This is a genomic window from Streptomyces sp. NPDC033136 (genome assembly GCF_055578235.1).
The window spans coordinates 25586-41367 of record NZ_JBVIPD010000037.1 but is presented as its reverse complement, the minus strand read 5'-3'; the positions used below and the strand labels follow the sequence as shown (position 1 = coordinate 41367).

Below are 15782 nucleotides of genomic sequence, written 5' to 3'. Positions count from 1 at the left end.
GCGGACACCCGATCGGCCTACGGCCTCGCGCCGCTGACACCCGCCGGCCCTAGCGTCGAAGGGCGAGCCACGCGTCGCCGGAAAGGAGGCGCCCATGCGCCGGCACACCGGTGTCATAGGCACACTGTTCGCGGTCACCGCGATCGTGCCGCTGGCCGACCCCGCTCACGCCCAGCCCGACCGCGACTGCCGCGACTTCGCTTTCCAGGAGGACGCGCAGGCCGTGTTCGACGCGGATCCGAGTGACCCCAACCGGCTCGACGAGGATCAGGGCCCGGACGACGGCATCGCGTGCGAGGCACTGCCCCGCCTCGGCACCGGTGTCATCTCCCCCGTGGTTCCGTCGGGCACACCTGCCCCGGTCACCCTCACGCCCACCACCGCTCCGTCCCGGGGCGCGCGGGGCGGACTCGGGGGTGCGGCCGCCTCAGGACCGAGCGCCTGGGATGTCGGTGTCGGTCTGGCCTTCGCCGGCGGCGCCACGCTCGCCGCCGGCTACGCGGTGAAACGCCGCCGGAGCTGAGACCCGGGCGCGGCCGGTGAGCCGTCACCTCACCAGCAGGTCCAGCAACCGTTCCGTCTCCGCCGCCGGATCCCTGGTCAGCCCCGTGTGAACGGGGCCGGGCTGGACGATCGTCGAGCGGGGGGCGACCAGCCAGCGGAAGCGGCGGCCCGGGTCGTCGGCCGCGGCCTGGCCGGCTGTGGAGCCGCCCGCGCAGACCGCCTCCACGGCTCGCAGGGCGGCGCGGATGCCGGGCACGTCCGCCCGGGGGTCGAGGGCCAGCAGACGCGCCTCGTCGAGGTGGGTCCGGGCACCGACGTAGGCCTCGGCGCGGCAGTAGACGAGGACCCCGGCGTTGACGCACTCGCCGCGTTCGACGCGGGGGACGACGCGCAGGAGGGCGTACTCGTAGACCTGGCGGTCCCGGGGGCCGCCCTTGATGATGTGCCGGTCGTTCACTTGATCCCCTGGATCCGGTCGTGGATGACGGCGGCCCGGTCGAGCAGCGGGCGCGCGTAGGCCTGTCTGAGGTCGTCCGGCGTGCCGAAGCCGGGCTCGTCCGTCAGCCAGGCGTCTGGGATCTGCGCGGTGACGTCGGCGAGGAGCTCCGGAGTGACCTGGTGGGCCAACTCGGCTGCGGCGGTGGCGACATCGGGCGCGAACGGCGCCAGCGCGTGGTCGGAGGCGTCGTACGGGCGGGCCGCGGAGGCCTCCACGCCCGGCCAGTTGTGGTGCCAGATCATGGTCGCCCCGTGGTCGACGAGCCACAGCTCGCCCCGCCACATCAGCAGGTTCGGGTTGCGCCACGACCGGTCGACGTTGTTGACCAGCGCGTCGAACCAGACGACCCGCCCCGCCTCCTCGGGGCTCACCGGGAACGCGAGCGGGTCGAAACCGAGCGCGCCGGAGAGGAAGTCCATGCCCAGGTTGGTGCCACCGCTGGACCGCAGCAGGCTCTGCACCTGCTCCTCGGGCTCACCGAGACCGAGCTCCGCGTCGAGGCGGACGGTGACCAGCCGCGGCACGCGCAACCCCAGCCGGCGGGCGAGCTCCCCGCAGACCACCTCGGCGACGAGTGTCTTGCGGCCCTGCCCCGCACCGGTGAACTTCAGGACGTAGGTCCCGAGGTCATCAGCCTCGACGAGTCCCGGCAGCGACCCGCCCTCGCGCAGGGGCGTGATGAACCGGGTCGCGATCACTTCCTTGAGCATCGCCCCAGGTTACTGACGCCGGCAGGGGCACCGGCGACGGCCTCGCGGGCGCCGGTGCGGAACCCGACAGCGAACCGACAGCTCCGCTTTACCCACGTCGTTCCGCGAACGGGTCAGGATTTCGACGTTGTCTGAACAGCCGGTCCCCAAGGGCCGTACCTCTCGGCAGATCACGAACCCCCGGAAGGAACGTCAGCATGACCAGCGAATCAGTTCAGCCGGTGTCGGGGCCGAACCGCCGTGCCGTCGTGGCGGCGGTCGGCGCGGCGGGGCTCACCGTGGCACTGACGGCGTGCGGGTCGGACGACAAGGCGTCCGACCCGTCCACCGGACAGGACGCCGGGGGCGGCGGCGCGACGAACGAGGGAGCCGGTGGTGCGGCGCTTGCCAAGACCTCCGACATCCCCGAGGGCAGCGGCAAGATCTTCAAGGACGAGAAGGTCGTGGTCTCCCAGCCGGCGGCGGGCGACTACAAGGCCTTCTCGACGATCTGCACCCACCGCGACTGTCCGATGGTGGACCTCAAGGACGACATCATCTCCTGCACCTGCCACGGCAGTCAGTTCTCGGTCCTCGACGGCAGCGTGAAGAAGGGCCCCGCCCTCAAGCCTCTGGAGGCGAAACAGGTCACCGTGAACGGCGACTCCATCACGCTCGCCTGATCCCGGAAGGGCGCTCCAGACACGCCAGCACCTCGTCCGTGGTCGCGACCGTGGCGACCCAAGCGAGGGTGTGGCGGAGCATCGCGGGGGTGTAGTCGGAGGGCACCCCCGCGACGGCGTCCGCCGGGACGACCGTGGTGTAGCCGCGGTTCACGGCGTCGAACACGGCGTTGGGCACGGCCACGTTGGCCGAGACCCCGGTGACGATCAGCGTGCGGCAGCCGAGGTTGCGCAGCAGCGGATCGACGTCGGTGCCCTGCAGGGGCGACAGTCCGTGCAACCGCCGTACGACGAGGTCCTGCTCGGCGACCTCGATCGGGGCGGCCACCCGCACCGCCGGCGTGCCGGACAGCTGCTGGACGGGCAGTCGCTCGGCGGCGCGGAAGAGGCGGGCGTTGCGGCTCGCGCCGCGGCCGTCGGGACGGCGCTCGGCGACGGCGTGGACGACCTGGACACCACCCGCGTGGGCGGCGGCCACCAGGCGGGCGACGTTGGCGAGCATCCCGCCGGCGCGTGCCTCCTCGGCCAGTTCGGGCAGAGCGCTCTCCTGGCCGACGACGCCCTCCTGGCACTCGACGGTGAGCAGCACGGTGGTCGGCGGATCGAGGAGTTGGCTGAGCGCTTCGCATGAGGGCACGGTTCCCCCTGTCGCCGGCGGCTGGGCGGGCGAGCGTAGCCACCGTTGCGCACGGACGGAAGAGCACTCATCCTTTTTCTGACGTGATGTCAGAGGATCTCCTCTGGCACGACGTGAGAGAAAGAGGGGGCCATGACCGCCACGCAGCAGCGCCGGGGCCGGAAGATCATGATGACGCCGGGCGAGCTGGACGACTTCCTGACCACGCAGCGCACCTGCCGGGTCGCCACGGTGTCGGCGGACGGCGCTCCGCACGTGAGCACGCTGTGGTTCGCCTGGGACGGCACCTCGATGTGGCTGTACTCGGTCGTCCGCAGCAAGCGGTGGACCGACCTGCGGCGCGACCCGCGCGTGGCGATCGTGGTCGACACCGGTGAGGAGTACGACGAGTTGCGCGGCGCCGAACTGTCGGGCGCGGTCGAGTTCGTGGGCGAGATCCCGCGCACCGGCGAGCTGCGCGCCGAACTCGACGTCCCGGAGACGCTGTTCGCGCGGAAGAACTTCGGCCTGGAGGAGATGCCCCACGACGGCCGGCACGCCTGGCTGCGGCTGACGCCGCAGAAGATCGTCTCCTGGGACTTCCGCAAGCTGGGCGCGCGGTAGGCCCGCGGGGCTCAGCCGACGTTCTCCCCCGCCGCCCGAAGGGCCTTCACCGCCGCCCGGATCGACGGGCGGCGGTCGGCGTCCGCGCGCCAGACGACGTAGACATGCCGCCGGACCCGCTGCTTGAGGGGGACGGTCACGACCCCGGCGGGCACGGGGTGGCGGCCGAGCAGCGGGGCGACGCACACACCGAGGCCAGCGGCGACCAGCGCGAGCTGCGTGTGGTTCTCGGCGGCGCGGTGGCCGACGATCGGCTCGACCCCCTTGGAGCGGAGCGTGAACATCAGCCACTCATGGCAGAACTCACCCTCGCCCCAGGTGATCCACTCGTCCTCGGCGAACTCGGTGAGGTCCACTTCGTCTCGTCCGGCGAGCCGGTGGCCCACCGGCATGGCGACCTCGGCCAGGTCGTCCAGGATCGACGCCTTGACCAGGCCGTCGGGCAGCGCCATCGGCTTGTTGTACCAGTCGAGCACCACGGCGAGGTCGAGGTCGCCGCGCACCACTGAGGCGATGCCGTGCTCCGGTTCGAGCTCGCAGGAGCGCAGCCGGAGTGCGGGGTGTTCCTCCCGCAGCGCGGACAGCGCCTGCGGGAACAGGCCGCGCGCGGCCGTAGGGAACGCCGACAGCCTGAGCTCGCCGACGACCCTCCCGCGCTGCGCCTCCAGGTCCGACTGGGCCAGTTCGACCTGGGACAGGATGCGCGCGGCATGCTCGGCGAGCAGCCGGCCCGCGTCGGTGAGCCGCACGCCCCGGCCGTTCTTGGCGAGGAGCTGCTGCCCGACCTCCCGCTCCAGCTTGGACATCTGCTGCGACACGGCGGATGTCGTGATGTGCAGCCCCTCGGCCGCGCCGCTGACCGAGCCGTGCCGGGCGAGGGCGTCGAGGGTGCGCAGGCGCTCCAGGTTCAACATGTAAGCGATGCTACGCGGTATCGCGTGCGAAATCTCGCTTGTGCTACGAGATCATGGGGCCGCATCGTGGCTTTCATGAGCACCGTCACCGCCTCGGGCCGGGTCACCACGGCCCCGCCCGAACGCCCCCGGCCCCGCTTCGACTGGCGTCTCCGCTTCGCGGCCCTGTCCCTGATCTGGGGCTTCAGCTTCCTGCTCATCAAGGTGGGCACCGCGGGGTACGCTCCGCTCCAGGTGACGCTCGGCCGGCTGGTGTTCGGTACGGCGGTGCTGGCCGCCGCGATGGCGGTGCGGCGCGAGCGGCTGCCGCGCGGGGCGCGCACCTGGGGGCACCTGGCGGTCGCCGCGTTCCTGCTCAACGCCCTGCCGTTCTCGCTGTTCGCCTACGCCGAGCTGACCATCCCGTCCACGCTGGCCGGCATCTGCAACGCGACCTCGCCGCTGTGGGGTATGGCGCTGTCCCTGGTCGCCCTGTCGGAGGACCGCCCGACCCGGGTACGGGTGGCGGGGCTCGGACTCGGCTTCCTCGGCGTGCTCACGGTGCTGGGCGCCTGGCAGGGCTTCCACGGCCTGGACGCCACGGGCACGGCCCTGGCCCTGCTCGCCTCCCTGAGCTACCCCGTCGGATGGATCTACGTCCGCCGCACCTTGGCCGGCACCGGCCACTCCCACTTGTCCATGACCGGCGCGCAGTTGCTGCTCGCGACGGTCCAACTGGCCGTGGTTACCCCGCTGTTCACGACTGCGCCCACCCGCGTGTCCGTCGTGCCGCTGCTGGCGATCGCCGCCCTGGGCGCCCTGGGCACGGGCCTCGCCGTGCTCTTGCAGTACGGCCTGGTGGCCGAGGTCGGGCCGACGACCGCGCAGATGGTCACGTACTTCATCCCGGTCATCGCCACCGCCGCGGGCGTCGCCCTCCTCGGCGAGTCACTCGCCTGGTCGACACCGGTCGGGGCGGTGATCGTGCTGACGGGAGCGGCACTCACGCAGGTCCGGCCGAAGCCCCGGTCGCCGTCTCAGACGTAACCGCGCGCCGGAGCCGGGCCGAGGGCCGAGGCGATCGCGTCGGCCAGTGCCTCCGTCTCGCCCTCGGCGAGTGTCGAGACGGTGACCCGGATGCCGGGCGGCGCGTTCAGCCGGAAGCGGGCGCCGGGGGCGACGGCCCAGCCGGCGTGCAGCAGCCGGGCGACGGCACCGGTCTCGTCCGGCACCGGCACCCACACGTTCATGCCGGTCCGGCCGTACGCCGTCACACCGCGCCGCCCGAGCGCGCCGATCAGCGCGTCCCGGCGCCGCCCGTACGCCGCCGCCACCCCGGCCGGGTCCACCGCGCCACCGGCCCACAGCCGCACCAGAGCCCGCTGCGTCAGCAGGCTCACCCAGCCGGGCCCGAGCCGCTGCCGCCCGCGGACCCGGTCGACGGTGACGGCGTCGCCGGTGAGCAGGGCGAGGCGCAGATCGGGGCCGTAGGCCTTGGCGGCCGAGCGCACGAACGCCCAGTGCCGGGTGGCGCCGGCCAGGGGATGCAGGGGCACGTCGACGATGCCGTGGCCGTGGTCGTCCTCGATCAGCAGGACCTCCGGGTACTCCCGGAGCACGGACCGCAGGGCACGCGCGCGTGCGGCGCTCACCGCGGCACCGGTCGGGTTCTGCGCCCGGTCCGTGACGATCAGGGCACGCGCCCCGGCCTCCAGTGCCCGGCGTACGTCCTCGGCGTACGGGCCCTCGTCGTCGACGCCGACGGGCACGGTGCGCAGCCCGAGCGCCGGCACGAGGTCGAGGGTGCGGCCCCAGCCGGGGTCCTCGACGGCGACGGTGTCACCGGGCTTGAGATGGGCCGCCAGCACGCGCTCGGCACCGTCGAGTGCCCCGGAGACCACGGCGAGCGGCCCGTCCGGCACCCCGTCGGCGTCGAGACCGGCGCGGGCGATCCGGGCCAGCTCCGGCTCCACGGGGGCGTCCGCGTACATCACGGGCGCCCGGTCGTTCTCGGCGGCCGCCGCCGCGAACGCGCCCGCGAGCGGCGGCAGCAGCGCCGGGTCCGGATTGCCGTTCGCGACGTCCCGCACTCCTTCCGGGACGTCCACCCTGATGTGGTCCCGCCCGGTCGTGGCCGGCGCGGGCCGTACCCGGCTGCCGCGCCGGCCCGCGGTCTCGATGACCCCGCGCTCGCGCAGGGTCCGGTACGCGGCCGCGACCGTGTTGGGATTCACGCCCAGCCGCTCCGCCAACTCCCGCATAGGAGGCAGCAGTTGCCCCGGACGCAGTGCGCCTTCTCCCACCGCTCGCTCGATGCTCGCGGAGATGTCCGCCGCGCGACGCCCACTGATCCGATACTCTCCTAGCACAAAGCCAAGTATGCACTAGTGCAATGGAGAGCGCCATGCAGGGGACCGCGCCGACGCCGTCACAGCCGGACGGCACCTACACCCCGACCGACCGCACCGTCCCCACCCGCTCCCCGGACCGGGCTTCGTACGACAGGGACCTGGTGCACGCGATACTCGACGAGGGCTACGTCTGCCACCTGGGCTTCGTCCGCGACGGCGCGCCGGTCGTGCTGCCCACGCTGTACGCCCGGGCCGGCGAGCGGCTCTATGTGCACGGCTCGACGGGTTCGCGCCCGCTGCGGGCGGCCGGCCAGGCCGGCTCTGGCCTCCCGGTCTGCCTGACGGTCACCCATGTCGACGGGCTGGTCCTGGCCCGCTCGGCCTTCCACCACTCGATCAACTACCGCTCCGTGGTGGTGCACGGCATCGCCCACGACGTGACGGACCCCGAGGAGAAGCGACAGGCCCTGGACGCGCTGGTCGACCACGTCGTACCGGGCCGCTCGGCCGACTCCCGGCCCGCCGACAAGAAGGAGCTGGCCGCGACCGCCGTGATCCGCCTGGACCTGGACGAGGTCTCCGCCAAGCTCCGCACGGGCGGCGTGAACGACGAACCCGAGGACCTGGCCCTCCCCCACTGGGCGGGCGTCGTCCCGGTGCGGCGCGCCCACGGCACGCCGGTCCCCGACCCCGGCCTGGCCCCCGGCACCGAACTGCCCGGCTACCTCGGCGCCCTGTGATGCTGATCCACCCCTGGGACGCGCCCCAGGACGACACCGAGTGGCAACGGTGGCTGGACGGCCACGACTTCGGGCCACTCGCCGTCAACGGCCTGGAGGGCGAGCCGCCCCACGTCCAGCCCCTGCACTTCGCGTACGACCCCGAGGGCGGTGAGATCGTCACCCATCTCGCCCGGCCGAACCCGCTCTGGCGCGCGCTGGAGGCCGACCCGGACGTCCTGCTGAGCGTGGTCGACGACTACGTGTACATCCCCGGCCCCTGGCAGGCCGCCCCGCACGTCCCGCCCGAACACGGCACGCCGACGAGCCTCTACACGGCCGTACAGCTCCGCTGCCGCGCCCATGTCGTGGACGGCCCCGGCGGAGAAGGCCGCACTCCTCAACCGCCAGGTCGACCACTTCCAGCCCCGGGGCGTCTCGGCCCGGGCCGCGGCCGGCGAGGCCCCGTACGGCCGGATGCTCGCCGGCATCCGCGTCCTGCTCCTCGAAGTGACGGACGTCGGGGCGAAGTTCAAGTACGCGAACCACAAACCGGCCGAGGTCCGGGACCGGATCGCCGCCGGCCTCGCGGCCCGCGGTGGTCCGGGCGACGCGGGGGCGCGGGATCACGTGCTGCGCCGGCGGGGGGCCTGAGCGCGAGGGCGGGCGGCTGCCACCCACCCGGCAGGCCCCCGGCCAATCCTCACACGGGCGTCACGGGCTCCTTCCCCGCCCGCGCGTCCCGCGCCTCCCCCACGGCCAGCCCCGCGACGGAGCCCAGCATCAGCACCGTGCCGGCCAGGGTCGACGCCGTGAGGTGCTCGCTGAGGAGGACGACCGCGAGGAACGCCGCGCTCACCGGCTCCAGCAGCATGATCACCGAGACGGTGGCGGAGCGTACGACGGCCGCGCCCGCGAAGTAGAGGCCGTACGCCAGGGCGGTCGGGACGGCGGCGACGTACGCCAGCAGGAGCATGAGCCGGCCGGGCTCCTCGGTGTGCGGCAGGAGCCCCTCGGCCAGGGCGAACGGCAGCAGGCACAGGCTCGTGACGGCGAAGGCGCCGACGGTCGCGCGGGAGGCGTCGGTGTCGCCGTCGCGGCCCCAGCGCCGGGTGAGCAGCGTCATCGCGCTGTATCCGACCGCGGACAGCAGCGCCAGCAGTACGCCCCAGGGCCGTACGGCCGTGCCCCCGCCGCCGAGGACGAGGACCGCGAGCCCGGCGAGAGCGCCCACCACGGCCGCGGTTCCGCCCCGGCCCAGTCGCTCGGCCAGGGTCAGCCGCGCGCCGAGGGCGATGAGCACGGGCCCCGCGCCCAGCGTGACGACGGTGGCCACGGCCAGGCCGGTGGCGGAGACGGCGGCGAAGTAGGCCGTCTGGAACACCGCGAGCCCGAGCCCGGTGATCCCGGCCCGCAGCGCCCTGCGGCCGAGCGGCTCGCGAGAAGGCCTACCGGCGCGGGGCCGCAGCGGGCGCACGGCGAGCAGCAGGGCCAGACCGGCGGCGCAGCGCCAGAAGGAAAGGGCGACGGGCCCCAGGTCACTGGCCCGGTAGACCAGGGAGGCTGCCGCGCCCGCGGTGCCCCACGCGGCACCGGCGATGATCAGATAGAGGAGGCCTCGCCCCACGGGCAGGCCGGAGGAAGTGTTCGACACGTGTTCTCTCCGCAGACGCGCACGGCGCGCCGTACCCGTCCCGCGGGGCGGCTGGTGCGCGGAAGTTCGGGAAGAACCCCGGATCGGTCGGGATCAGCGGGGTCCACGGACTTCGTCTGCGGGCAGCACCGTTCGGCCGTGCGGCGAAAGCGCCGGCACGGTTTCCTGGGGCCCGCCTCAGGCGGCCGGAGGCGGGAGAACGAGTGCGTTCGAAGGCATGATCGACACCCTATGCGGTTGTCCCGGGCTCGGACCATTCCCTTTCCGGGCCGCCGCTCGCGACCGGTCGGCCGGACCCCCTGGCGGGTGTCGAGGACTGCGCGATGAACGCGCCCACCAGCACGATCACACCACCGGCGATCTGCGGTGCCGACAGGCGCTCGCCGAGCAGGACCCAGGCCAGGACGGTGGCGACGACCGCTTCGAGACAGGCCACGACCCCGGCGACCTGCGGGGAAAGCCGGCGCACGGCGACCACACCGGTGACGTAGGCGACGACCGTGGCGACGAGGACGATCCACCCCAGCAGGACGACGGCGGCGACGGGCGTGCCGTCCATGCGCGCGGTGCCCGTGAGCACCGGCCAGTCCATGGTCCAGGGCCGGGCGACGGCGGTCAGCACCGCCGCGCCGACGAGCAGCCCGTAGGCGATGACGCCGAGCGGGTCGGGCGCCTCGTCCCCGGCGTCGCTGCCCTGGTCGGACAGGACGAAGTAGCCGACCTGGCAGCAGGCCGCACCGAGCGCGAACAGCAGCCCCAGGGCGTCGAAGCCGAGGCCGGACCACACCTCGACGACACAGGCGAGACCGCCGACCGCGAGGACGACACCGGCGGCCGCGGCACGCGTCACGGGCCGCCGCTGCACGAACCGCACCCAGCCCAGGACGAGGGCCGGCGCCAGGTACTCGATGAGCAGCGCCACCCCGACGGGGATCCGGGACAGCGCGGCGAAGTAGCAGGCCTGGACACCGGCGACGGCCAGCAGCCCGAACCCGGCGAGCAGCCCTGGGCGCCGGTGCAGCAGCGCGCGGTGCCGCACGGCGAGCGGCAGCATCACCAGGGCCGCCCCGGCCACCCGCAGCCACACCACGTGCAGCGGTTCGAGTCCCGCCTCGATCAGCGGCTTGGCCGCGACACCGGATCCGCCGAAGGCCACCGCGGACAGGAGCGCGAGGCCGAGCCCCACCCCCCTGCCGCGCCCGCTCGCGCTGCTGTCAGACGTACGCACCGGCACATGATGACAGGCCACGACAGGAGCGTCATCCCCTATGACACCTGTCTCACGGCCTGGACGAGACGCCCGTCCCCACCACGGCTATCAGTGAGTGGTCTCGCCGCACTCCGGGGAGATGCCCGGCCGGTCCTCGATCCGGGACAGCACCTCGCGCGGGTCGATGCCGGCCCGTTCGAGTACCTCGACGGCGCGCGCCTGCGGGTCGACGACGATCGCGGCGAGCAGGTCGGTGCCGCGGGCCGGTTCACCGCGCCCGGCGGCGCGTGCGCAGGCGTACTCCATCGACGCGCCGGCCAGCGGCGAGAAGCCCGCGCTCTCCGTCACCACGGGAACCGCGCTGGAGTCCTCGACGCCGCTCTGCCAGCGCAGGCCGTAGCCGATGCTGCGCTGGACGAGATATCCGAGCAGCCGCGCGATCTGCGGTCCGTCACCGAAGACGACCCGCGCATCGGGGTCGGTTTCCAGCAGCGAGTGGAGCAGATGGGCCGTGTCGATCTGCCGGTCCCCGTCCCGGACCGCCCTGCGGCGGGCACCACCGAACACCGATGCCAGCTCGTCGGTGAGCCCGGCATCGTCGTCCACGCTCCGAATGCCGTGCTCATGGGCCGACTGCCTGGGGATACGGGGGCGCACATCCCCATCCCATCAGTACCGCGAGCCCGGGACATCCCCGGAGGGAAGCATTTTCGCGTCCCACGGGAAGTGGACTTCACCGACCGGGATCTCCTCCTCGCGGAGGAGATCAGGTCGTTTCCTCGGGACGCCCAGCCAGGCCTGCCGGTTCGTCAGTGGCCCGGGTGCTCGCCCTCCGGGGCAAGGGTCCGATGGCCGTGACCGTCGCGACGCGTTACACCCTCACGCCCGACGGCGACGCGACGACAGTCCCGCATCGACGGCGCGTTCACGGGCGCGACGGTGTCCCTGATGGCCGGCAAGCTCAAGGACTCGGCCACGGCCGCGCTGAAGGAGTCGCTGCGCAGGCTGGACGGCCTGGTGAGCTGACCCGGGGCACACCGAGGCGCCCCCGGAACACTCCCGGCACACCGAGGCGCCCCCGGAACACTCCGGAGGCGCCTCGCCCGGGGGCGACCCTCAATCCTCGTCGGCGAGGATCAGGTACAGCTTCTTGCGGGCTTCGTTGATGACGCCGAGCGCCTTCTCCCGCTGCTCCTTGCTGCCGGTCTTCCAGACCTGGCCGAAGGCCTCCATCAGACCGAAGCCGGCCTGGCGGATCTCGCCGAGGGCCTCCCAGTCGACCCCGCGGGAGGCCTCCTCCCAGGGCGCTTCGGGCCCCTCCTCGGCGGCGGTGCGGCCCGCCTCGGTGAGCGAGAACAGCTTCTTGCCGCCCTCGGACTCACTGATGATCAGGCCCTCGTCCTCCAGCAGCTGGAGGGTGGGGTAGACCGAGCCGGGGCTGGGCTTCCACGCCCCGCCGCTGCGCTCGGCGATCTCCTGGATCATCTCGTAGCCGTGCATCGGCCGGTCCTTCAGCAGGGCCAGGATCGAGGCCCGTACGTCTCCGCGCCGCGCCCTTCCCCGCGGCCCGCCGCGCCCTCGACCGCCCCAGGGGCCGGGGCCGAAGCCAGGTCCGCCGGGGCCGCCCGGCCCGAAGGGCCCGAAGGCCGCGCGCAGCCCCTCGAAGCCTCCCCGGCCGTGACCGGGGCCGCCGTGTCCATGTCCACGCTCGTATCCGTGGGTACGCATCGCAACCACTCTCCATTCCATCGTTGATCTGTCGCGATGCCTCAACGATATATCGGAATCCTTTGGCCGACAAGACCCGGATCGCCGAGGCGTGCCGGCGCAGCGCTGGGCGAAATCGGGGGCCGCCAGTCCCGGATTGGCCTTGGCCGGCGGCTTCACGGAGCCCCTAGCGTCGTGGAATGCGGATCCGAATCGTCGACGCCTTCACCGATCGCCCCTTCTCCGGCAACCCGGCCGGAGTCCTGCTCCTGAACGACGCGGACACCTTCCCGGACGACACGTGGCTGCAGAACGTCGCGCTGGAGGTCAACCACGCCGAAACGGCCTTCGCCCATCCCCTCCCGCCGGGCGGCGGGGCCGACTGGGCGCTGCGCTGGTTCACTCCGGCCACCGAGGTCGCGATGTGCGGCCACGCGACCCTGGCCACGGCCCACGTCCTGCACACCACCGGCGCCCACACGGGCCCGGTGCGCTTCGCCACCTGCAGCGGCGTCCTCGTCGCCGCACCCGCCGGGGACGGCTCCGTCACGCTGGACTTCCCGACGGCCCCGCTCACCCGGGCCGACCCGCCCGCCGGCCTCACCGAGGCCCTGGGCACCGAGCCGCTCACGGTCCTCGACACCGGCCCGAACATCGGCGACCTGCTGGTCGAGGTCGCCGACGAGAAGACGGTGCGCGCCCTCTGCCCCGATCTGAAGGCCCTCGCCGCCCACTGCGAGCGCGGCGTCATCGCCACCGCCGCCGCGCAGGACCCGGCCGGGAGCTACGACTTCGTCTCGCGCTGCTTCTTCCCGAACGTCGGCATCGACGAGGACCCGGTGACCGGCAGCGCCCACACCGCGCTGGCCCCGTTCTGGTCCGAGCGCCTGGGCCGCCCCGCCCTCACCGGCCTCCAGGCCTCACCCCGCTCCGGCCGCGTCCGCACGGAGTCGCGCGGCGAGCGCACCCTGCTGACCGGCAGGGCCATCACCGTCATCGAGGGCGAGCTGCTCGCCTGAGACGGCCGAAGGGGCTTACGACGGTGCCGTACGACCCTTCCCCCGGCCCGTCACGCCGTCGGCAGCCACCCCACCTTGCCCGCCAGCAGCGCGTAGCCCACGAACGCCCCGATGTCGAGCAGCGAGTGGGCCACCACCAGGGGACCGACGCGACCCCAGCGGCGATAGAGATAGACGAAGACGACACCCATGACCATGTTCCCGATGAAGCCGCCGATGCCCTGGTAGAGGTGGTACGAGCCGCGCAGGACCGAACTGCCCACCAGGGCGGCCGTCGGCGTCCAGCCCAGTTGGCTCATGCGGCGCAGCAGGTAGCCGACGACGATTACTTCCTCCAGTACCGCGTTCTGGATCGCCGAGAGGATCAGAACGGGGTACTTCCACCACACCTCGGGCAGTGCCTCGGGCACCACGGTGAGGTTGAAGCCGAGTCCGCGGGCCGCCAGGTAGAAGGCGATGCCGGTGCTGCCGATGACCGCCGCGATCGCCGCGCCGCGGCCGAGGTCCGGCCAGGGGCGGGTGCGGTCGAAGCCGAGGGTGCGCAGGCTCGCGCCCTCGCGCAGCAGGAAGTGCGCGACGAGGGCGACGGGCACGAGCGCCGTGGTGATCCCGAAGAGCTGCCAGGCCAGGTCGAGCCAGGGGCGGCCGGGCGCGGCCGAGGCGTTCATCGTGGCCGCCTGGTCCTTGAGCCCGCCCGGCTTGGTGACCGACCCGATGAAGCTGATCAGCGCGGACACTCCGCTGGCCCCCAGCGACAGCGCGAGGACGAGCAACGTCTCGTTGCGCAACATCCGCCGCGAGAGCCCCCGCTGGGGAAAGGAATCGCCCACCGGGCCCGCCTCCGCCTGCACACCTGCCTCCACTTCACCGACCTGTCGGGTCAGTATGGCGGCAGCGGGATGCGGACCCGCGGGCGCGTCAGGCCAGCGACACCGGCTCCGGCAGTCCCACCGGCCAGCTGTGCACCGGGTCCCCCTTGTGCATCAGTTCGCGGTAGCGCCGGGTGGTGGCGGCGAGCGCGTCCTCCCGGCCGAGGCCCGCGTCGAGGGCCTCGTGGAAGGTCGCGGCCTGCCAGCTCGCCCCGTTCACCCTGCGCCGGCAGCGTTCCTCGATCACGCCCAGGTACAGATCGCGGTCGGCCGGTTCGACGCCCCAGGCGTCCAGCCCGGCCTCGGCGAGCGGCAGCAGTTCGTCACGGATCAGGCTCACCGCGTCGACCTCGGCGGTGCCGCCGTACCGGCCGCGCCGTGGCCAGGTGAAGCGGGCCTCGATGCCGTCCTTGCACGCGGCGTCGAAGTTGGCGGCGGCCGCCTCGAACGGCAGCCGGGTCCACACCGGCCGGGTCTCCTCGGCGAGGGCGCGGACGACGCCGTAGTAGAAGGCGGCGTTGGCCACGACGTCGATGACGGTGGGCCCGGCGGGCAGGACGCGGTTCTCCACCCGCAGGTGGGGGACGCCGTCGGCGACGCCGTAGACCGGGCGGTTCCAGCGGTAGATCGTGCCGTTGTGCAGGACGAGCTCGGCGAGCGACGGGGTGCCGCCCTGGTCGAGCACCTCCAGCGGGTCCTCGTCGTCGCAGATAGGCAGCAGCGCCGGGTAGTAGCGCAGGTTCTCCTCGAAGAGATCGCGGGCCGAGTCGATCCAGCGCTCCCCGAACCAGGTGCGGGGGCGGACACCCTGGGCCTGGAGCTCGGGCGGGCGGGTGTCGGTGGACTGCTGGAACAACGGGGGCCGCGACTCGCGCCACAGCTCGCGGCCGAACAGGAAGGGCGAGTTGGCGCCGACGGCGATCTGCGCGGCGGCGACCGCCTGGGCCGCGTTCCACGCGTCGGCGAACCGGGCCGGGGTGACCTGCAGGTGCAGCTGCACGGAGGTGCAGGCGGCCTCCGGCGCGATGGACTTCGAGGTGCAGCTCAGATGCTCCACGCCCGCGATGTCGAGGGTGAACTCCTCGCCGCGGGCGGCGACGATCTGGTCGTTGAGGAGGGTGTAGCGGTCGACGGCGGAGAGGTTCGACGACACCAGGTCGTCACGGTCGAGGGTCGGCAGGATACCGATCATCACAATGCCGGCGTCGACCTCGCCCGCTTTTCGGTCGGCATATGCCAGCGACGTGCGGAGTTCCTCCGCGAGCCGGTCGAATACGCGGCCGCCCAGGCGGTGTGGAGGGATGTTGACTTCCAGGTTGAACATGGCGAGTTCTGTTTGGAAGTCGCGGCTCGCGATGCGTTCCAGGACTTGCGCGTTCAACATTTTGGGCATGCCGTCGGAGCCCGCGAGATTCAATTCGATCTCCAGCCCCATGAAGTTCTTCGGGCGATCGAACCGCTTCTCCGCCAGGAGTCGCTCCAAGCCCGTCAGACACTGACGCAGCTTGTCGCGGTAGCGCTGGCGATCGGACAGGTCGAACCGGCCTGCCACGACCTTCTCCCCCATCGAAGCGTCCCTCCTCAGGTGATGCGGGCCGAAGATCCGGCCGCCGGGGTCCCGGTCAGGTGGAGGATGCCCAGCGAAAGCGATCGATAACGTCCCGGACGGACGCGCGGACCGCTACGCTGGTCAACTGTGACCGGTGGCACATTCACCCGGCATGACACTCAGGCCGGGTTTCGGG

17 protein-coding genes and 2 pseudogenes are annotated in these 15782 nt (G+C 72.9%); 8 read left to right on the top strand and 11 right to left on the bottom strand.

Going from position 1 to position 15782, the window contains the following annotated elements:
• Nucleotides 1-94: 94 nt before the first annotated feature.
• Nucleotides 95-523: an excalibur calcium-binding protein gene (locus ACZ5TL_RS37935; RefSeq protein ID WP_468595327.1), complete on the top strand. Its 429-nt coding sequence runs from the start codon at nucleotides 95-97 to the stop codon at nucleotides 521-523.
• Between the two features lie 24 nt (nucleotides 524-547).
• Here the strand turns inward: ACZ5TL_RS37935 and ACZ5TL_RS37930 are convergent, their stop codons facing one another.
• Together ACZ5TL_RS37930 and ACZ5TL_RS37925 are read right to left on the bottom strand one after the other, a co-directional pair.
• On the bottom strand, nucleotides 548-961 hold the full coding sequence (locus ACZ5TL_RS37930) for a DUF3037 domain-containing protein (protein WP_468595326.1): 414 nt from the start codon (nucleotides 959-961) through the stop codon (nucleotides 548-550).
• Complete coding sequence (locus ACZ5TL_RS37925) at nucleotides 958-1713, bottom strand: HipA family kinase (RefSeq protein WP_468595325.1); 756 nt, start codon at nucleotides 1711-1713, stop codon at nucleotides 958-960. Before ACZ5TL_RS37925 ends, ACZ5TL_RS37930 begins: the two co-directional genes overlap by 4 nt.
• A 197-nt stretch (nucleotides 1714-1910) precedes the next feature.
• On the opposite strand from ACZ5TL_RS37925, the gene ACZ5TL_RS37920 reads away from it, so the two are divergent.
• The gene (locus ACZ5TL_RS37920) at nucleotides 1911-2375 is read left to right on the top strand and encodes a Rieske (2Fe-2S) protein (RefSeq protein ID WP_468595324.1); all 465 of its coding nucleotides are present in this window, start codon (nucleotides 1911-1913) and stop codon (nucleotides 2373-2375) included.
• Here the strand turns inward: ACZ5TL_RS37920 and ACZ5TL_RS37915 are convergent.
• A complete protein-coding gene (locus ACZ5TL_RS37915; RefSeq protein WP_468595323.1) occupies nucleotides 2362-3012 on the bottom strand; it encodes a cysteine hydrolase family protein in 651 nt (216 codons plus the stop codon). The genes ACZ5TL_RS37920 and ACZ5TL_RS37915 overlap by 14 nt on opposite strands.
• A gap of 132 nt (nucleotides 3013-3144) precedes the next feature.
• On the opposite strand from ACZ5TL_RS37915, the gene ACZ5TL_RS37910 reads away from it, so the two are divergent.
• On the top strand, nucleotides 3145-3615 hold the full coding sequence (locus ACZ5TL_RS37910; RefSeq protein ID WP_468595322.1) for a pyridoxamine 5'-phosphate oxidase family protein: 471 nt from the start codon (nucleotides 3145-3147) through the stop codon (nucleotides 3613-3615).
• 11 nt (nucleotides 3616-3626) lie between these two features.
• Here ACZ5TL_RS37910 and ACZ5TL_RS37905 read toward each other — a convergent pair whose 3' ends face one another.
• Nucleotides 3627-4529 carry a LysR family transcriptional regulator gene (locus ACZ5TL_RS37905; RefSeq protein WP_468595321.1) on the bottom strand — a complete coding sequence of 301 codons (903 nt, stop codon included), beginning with the start codon at nucleotides 4527-4529 and terminating at the stop codon, nucleotides 3627-3629.
• Nucleotides 4530-4604: 75 nt separating this feature from the next.
• Between ACZ5TL_RS37905 and ACZ5TL_RS37900 the strand changes: the two genes are divergently transcribed.
• A complete protein-coding gene (locus ACZ5TL_RS37900; RefSeq protein ID WP_468595320.1) occupies nucleotides 4605-5555 on the top strand; it encodes a DMT family transporter in 951 nt (316 codons plus the stop codon).
• On the opposite strand, the gene ACZ5TL_RS37895 is transcribed toward ACZ5TL_RS37900, so the two are convergent.
• Entirely contained in the window at nucleotides 5546-6877 is a 1332-nt protein-coding gene (locus tag ACZ5TL_RS37895; RefSeq protein WP_468595319.1) for an aminotransferase class I/II-fold pyridoxal phosphate-dependent enzyme, read from the bottom strand. The genes ACZ5TL_RS37900 and ACZ5TL_RS37895 overlap by 10 nt on opposite strands.
• Before the next feature lie 35 nt (nucleotides 6878-6912).
• Here ACZ5TL_RS37895 and ACZ5TL_RS37890 point away from each other — a divergent pair, with 35 nt between their 5' ends.
• Both ACZ5TL_RS37890 and ACZ5TL_RS37885 read left to right on the top strand, forming a co-directional pair.
• Entirely contained in the window at nucleotides 6913-7599 is a 687-nt protein-coding gene (locus ACZ5TL_RS37890) for a pyridoxamine 5'-phosphate oxidase family protein (protein WP_468595318.1), read from the top strand.
• A pseudogene (locus tag ACZ5TL_RS37885) lies at nucleotides 7599-8232 on the top strand (FMN-binding negative transcriptional regulator). The gene ACZ5TL_RS37890 and the pseudogene ACZ5TL_RS37885 overlap by 1 nt, the downstream one beginning before the upstream one ends.
• 49 nt (nucleotides 8233-8281) lie before the next feature.
• Here ACZ5TL_RS37885 and ACZ5TL_RS37880 read toward each other — a convergent pair.
• From ACZ5TL_RS37880 to ACZ5TL_RS37870, 3 genes are all read right to left on the bottom strand, one after another.
• Complete coding sequence (locus ACZ5TL_RS37880; protein ID WP_468595317.1) at nucleotides 8282-9232, bottom strand: DMT family transporter; 951 nt, start codon at nucleotides 9230-9232, stop codon at nucleotides 8282-8284.
• Between the two features lie 229 nt (nucleotides 9233-9461).
• Nucleotides 9462-10466, bottom strand: coding sequence for an EamA family transporter (locus ACZ5TL_RS37875; protein ID WP_468595342.1), 1005 nt, complete (start codon nucleotides 10464-10466; stop codon nucleotides 9462-9464).
• 84 nt (nucleotides 10467-10550) lie between these two features.
• Nucleotides 10551-11099, bottom strand: coding sequence for a Clp protease N-terminal domain-containing protein (locus ACZ5TL_RS37870; RefSeq protein WP_468595316.1), 549 nt, complete (start codon nucleotides 11097-11099; stop codon nucleotides 10551-10553).
• Nucleotides 11100-11110: 11 nt separating this feature from the next.
• Here ACZ5TL_RS37870 and ACZ5TL_RS37865 point away from each other — a divergent pair.
• Nucleotides 11111-11468 (top strand): annotated as a pseudogene (locus ACZ5TL_RS37865) (hypothetical protein).
• A gap of 90 nt (nucleotides 11469-11558) precedes the next feature.
• On the opposite strand, the gene ACZ5TL_RS37860 reads toward ACZ5TL_RS37865, so the two are convergent.
• The gene (locus ACZ5TL_RS37860) at nucleotides 11559-12170 is read right to left on the bottom strand and encodes a PadR family transcriptional regulator (protein ID WP_468595315.1); all 612 of its coding nucleotides are present in this window, start codon (nucleotides 12168-12170) and stop codon (nucleotides 11559-11561) included.
• A gap of 179 nt (nucleotides 12171-12349) precedes the next feature.
• On the opposite strand from ACZ5TL_RS37860, the gene ACZ5TL_RS37855 reads away from it, so the two are divergent.
• Entirely contained in the window at nucleotides 12350-13168 is an 819-nt protein-coding gene (locus ACZ5TL_RS37855; RefSeq protein ID WP_468595314.1) for a PhzF family phenazine biosynthesis protein, read from the top strand.
• Nucleotides 13169-13218: 50 nt separating this feature from the next.
• Here the strand turns inward: ACZ5TL_RS37855 and ACZ5TL_RS37850 are convergent, their stop codons facing one another.
• On the bottom strand, nucleotides 13219-14019 hold the full coding sequence (locus ACZ5TL_RS37850; protein WP_468595313.1) for a CPBP family intramembrane glutamic endopeptidase: 801 nt from the start codon (nucleotides 14017-14019) through the stop codon (nucleotides 13219-13221).
• Nucleotides 14020-14086: 67 nt separating this feature from the next.
• On the bottom strand, nucleotides 14087-15604 hold the full coding sequence (locus ACZ5TL_RS37845) for a glutamate-cysteine ligase family protein (protein ID WP_468595312.1): 1518 nt from the start codon (nucleotides 15602-15604) through the stop codon (nucleotides 14087-14089).
• Nucleotides 15605-15782: the final 178 nt, after the last annotated feature.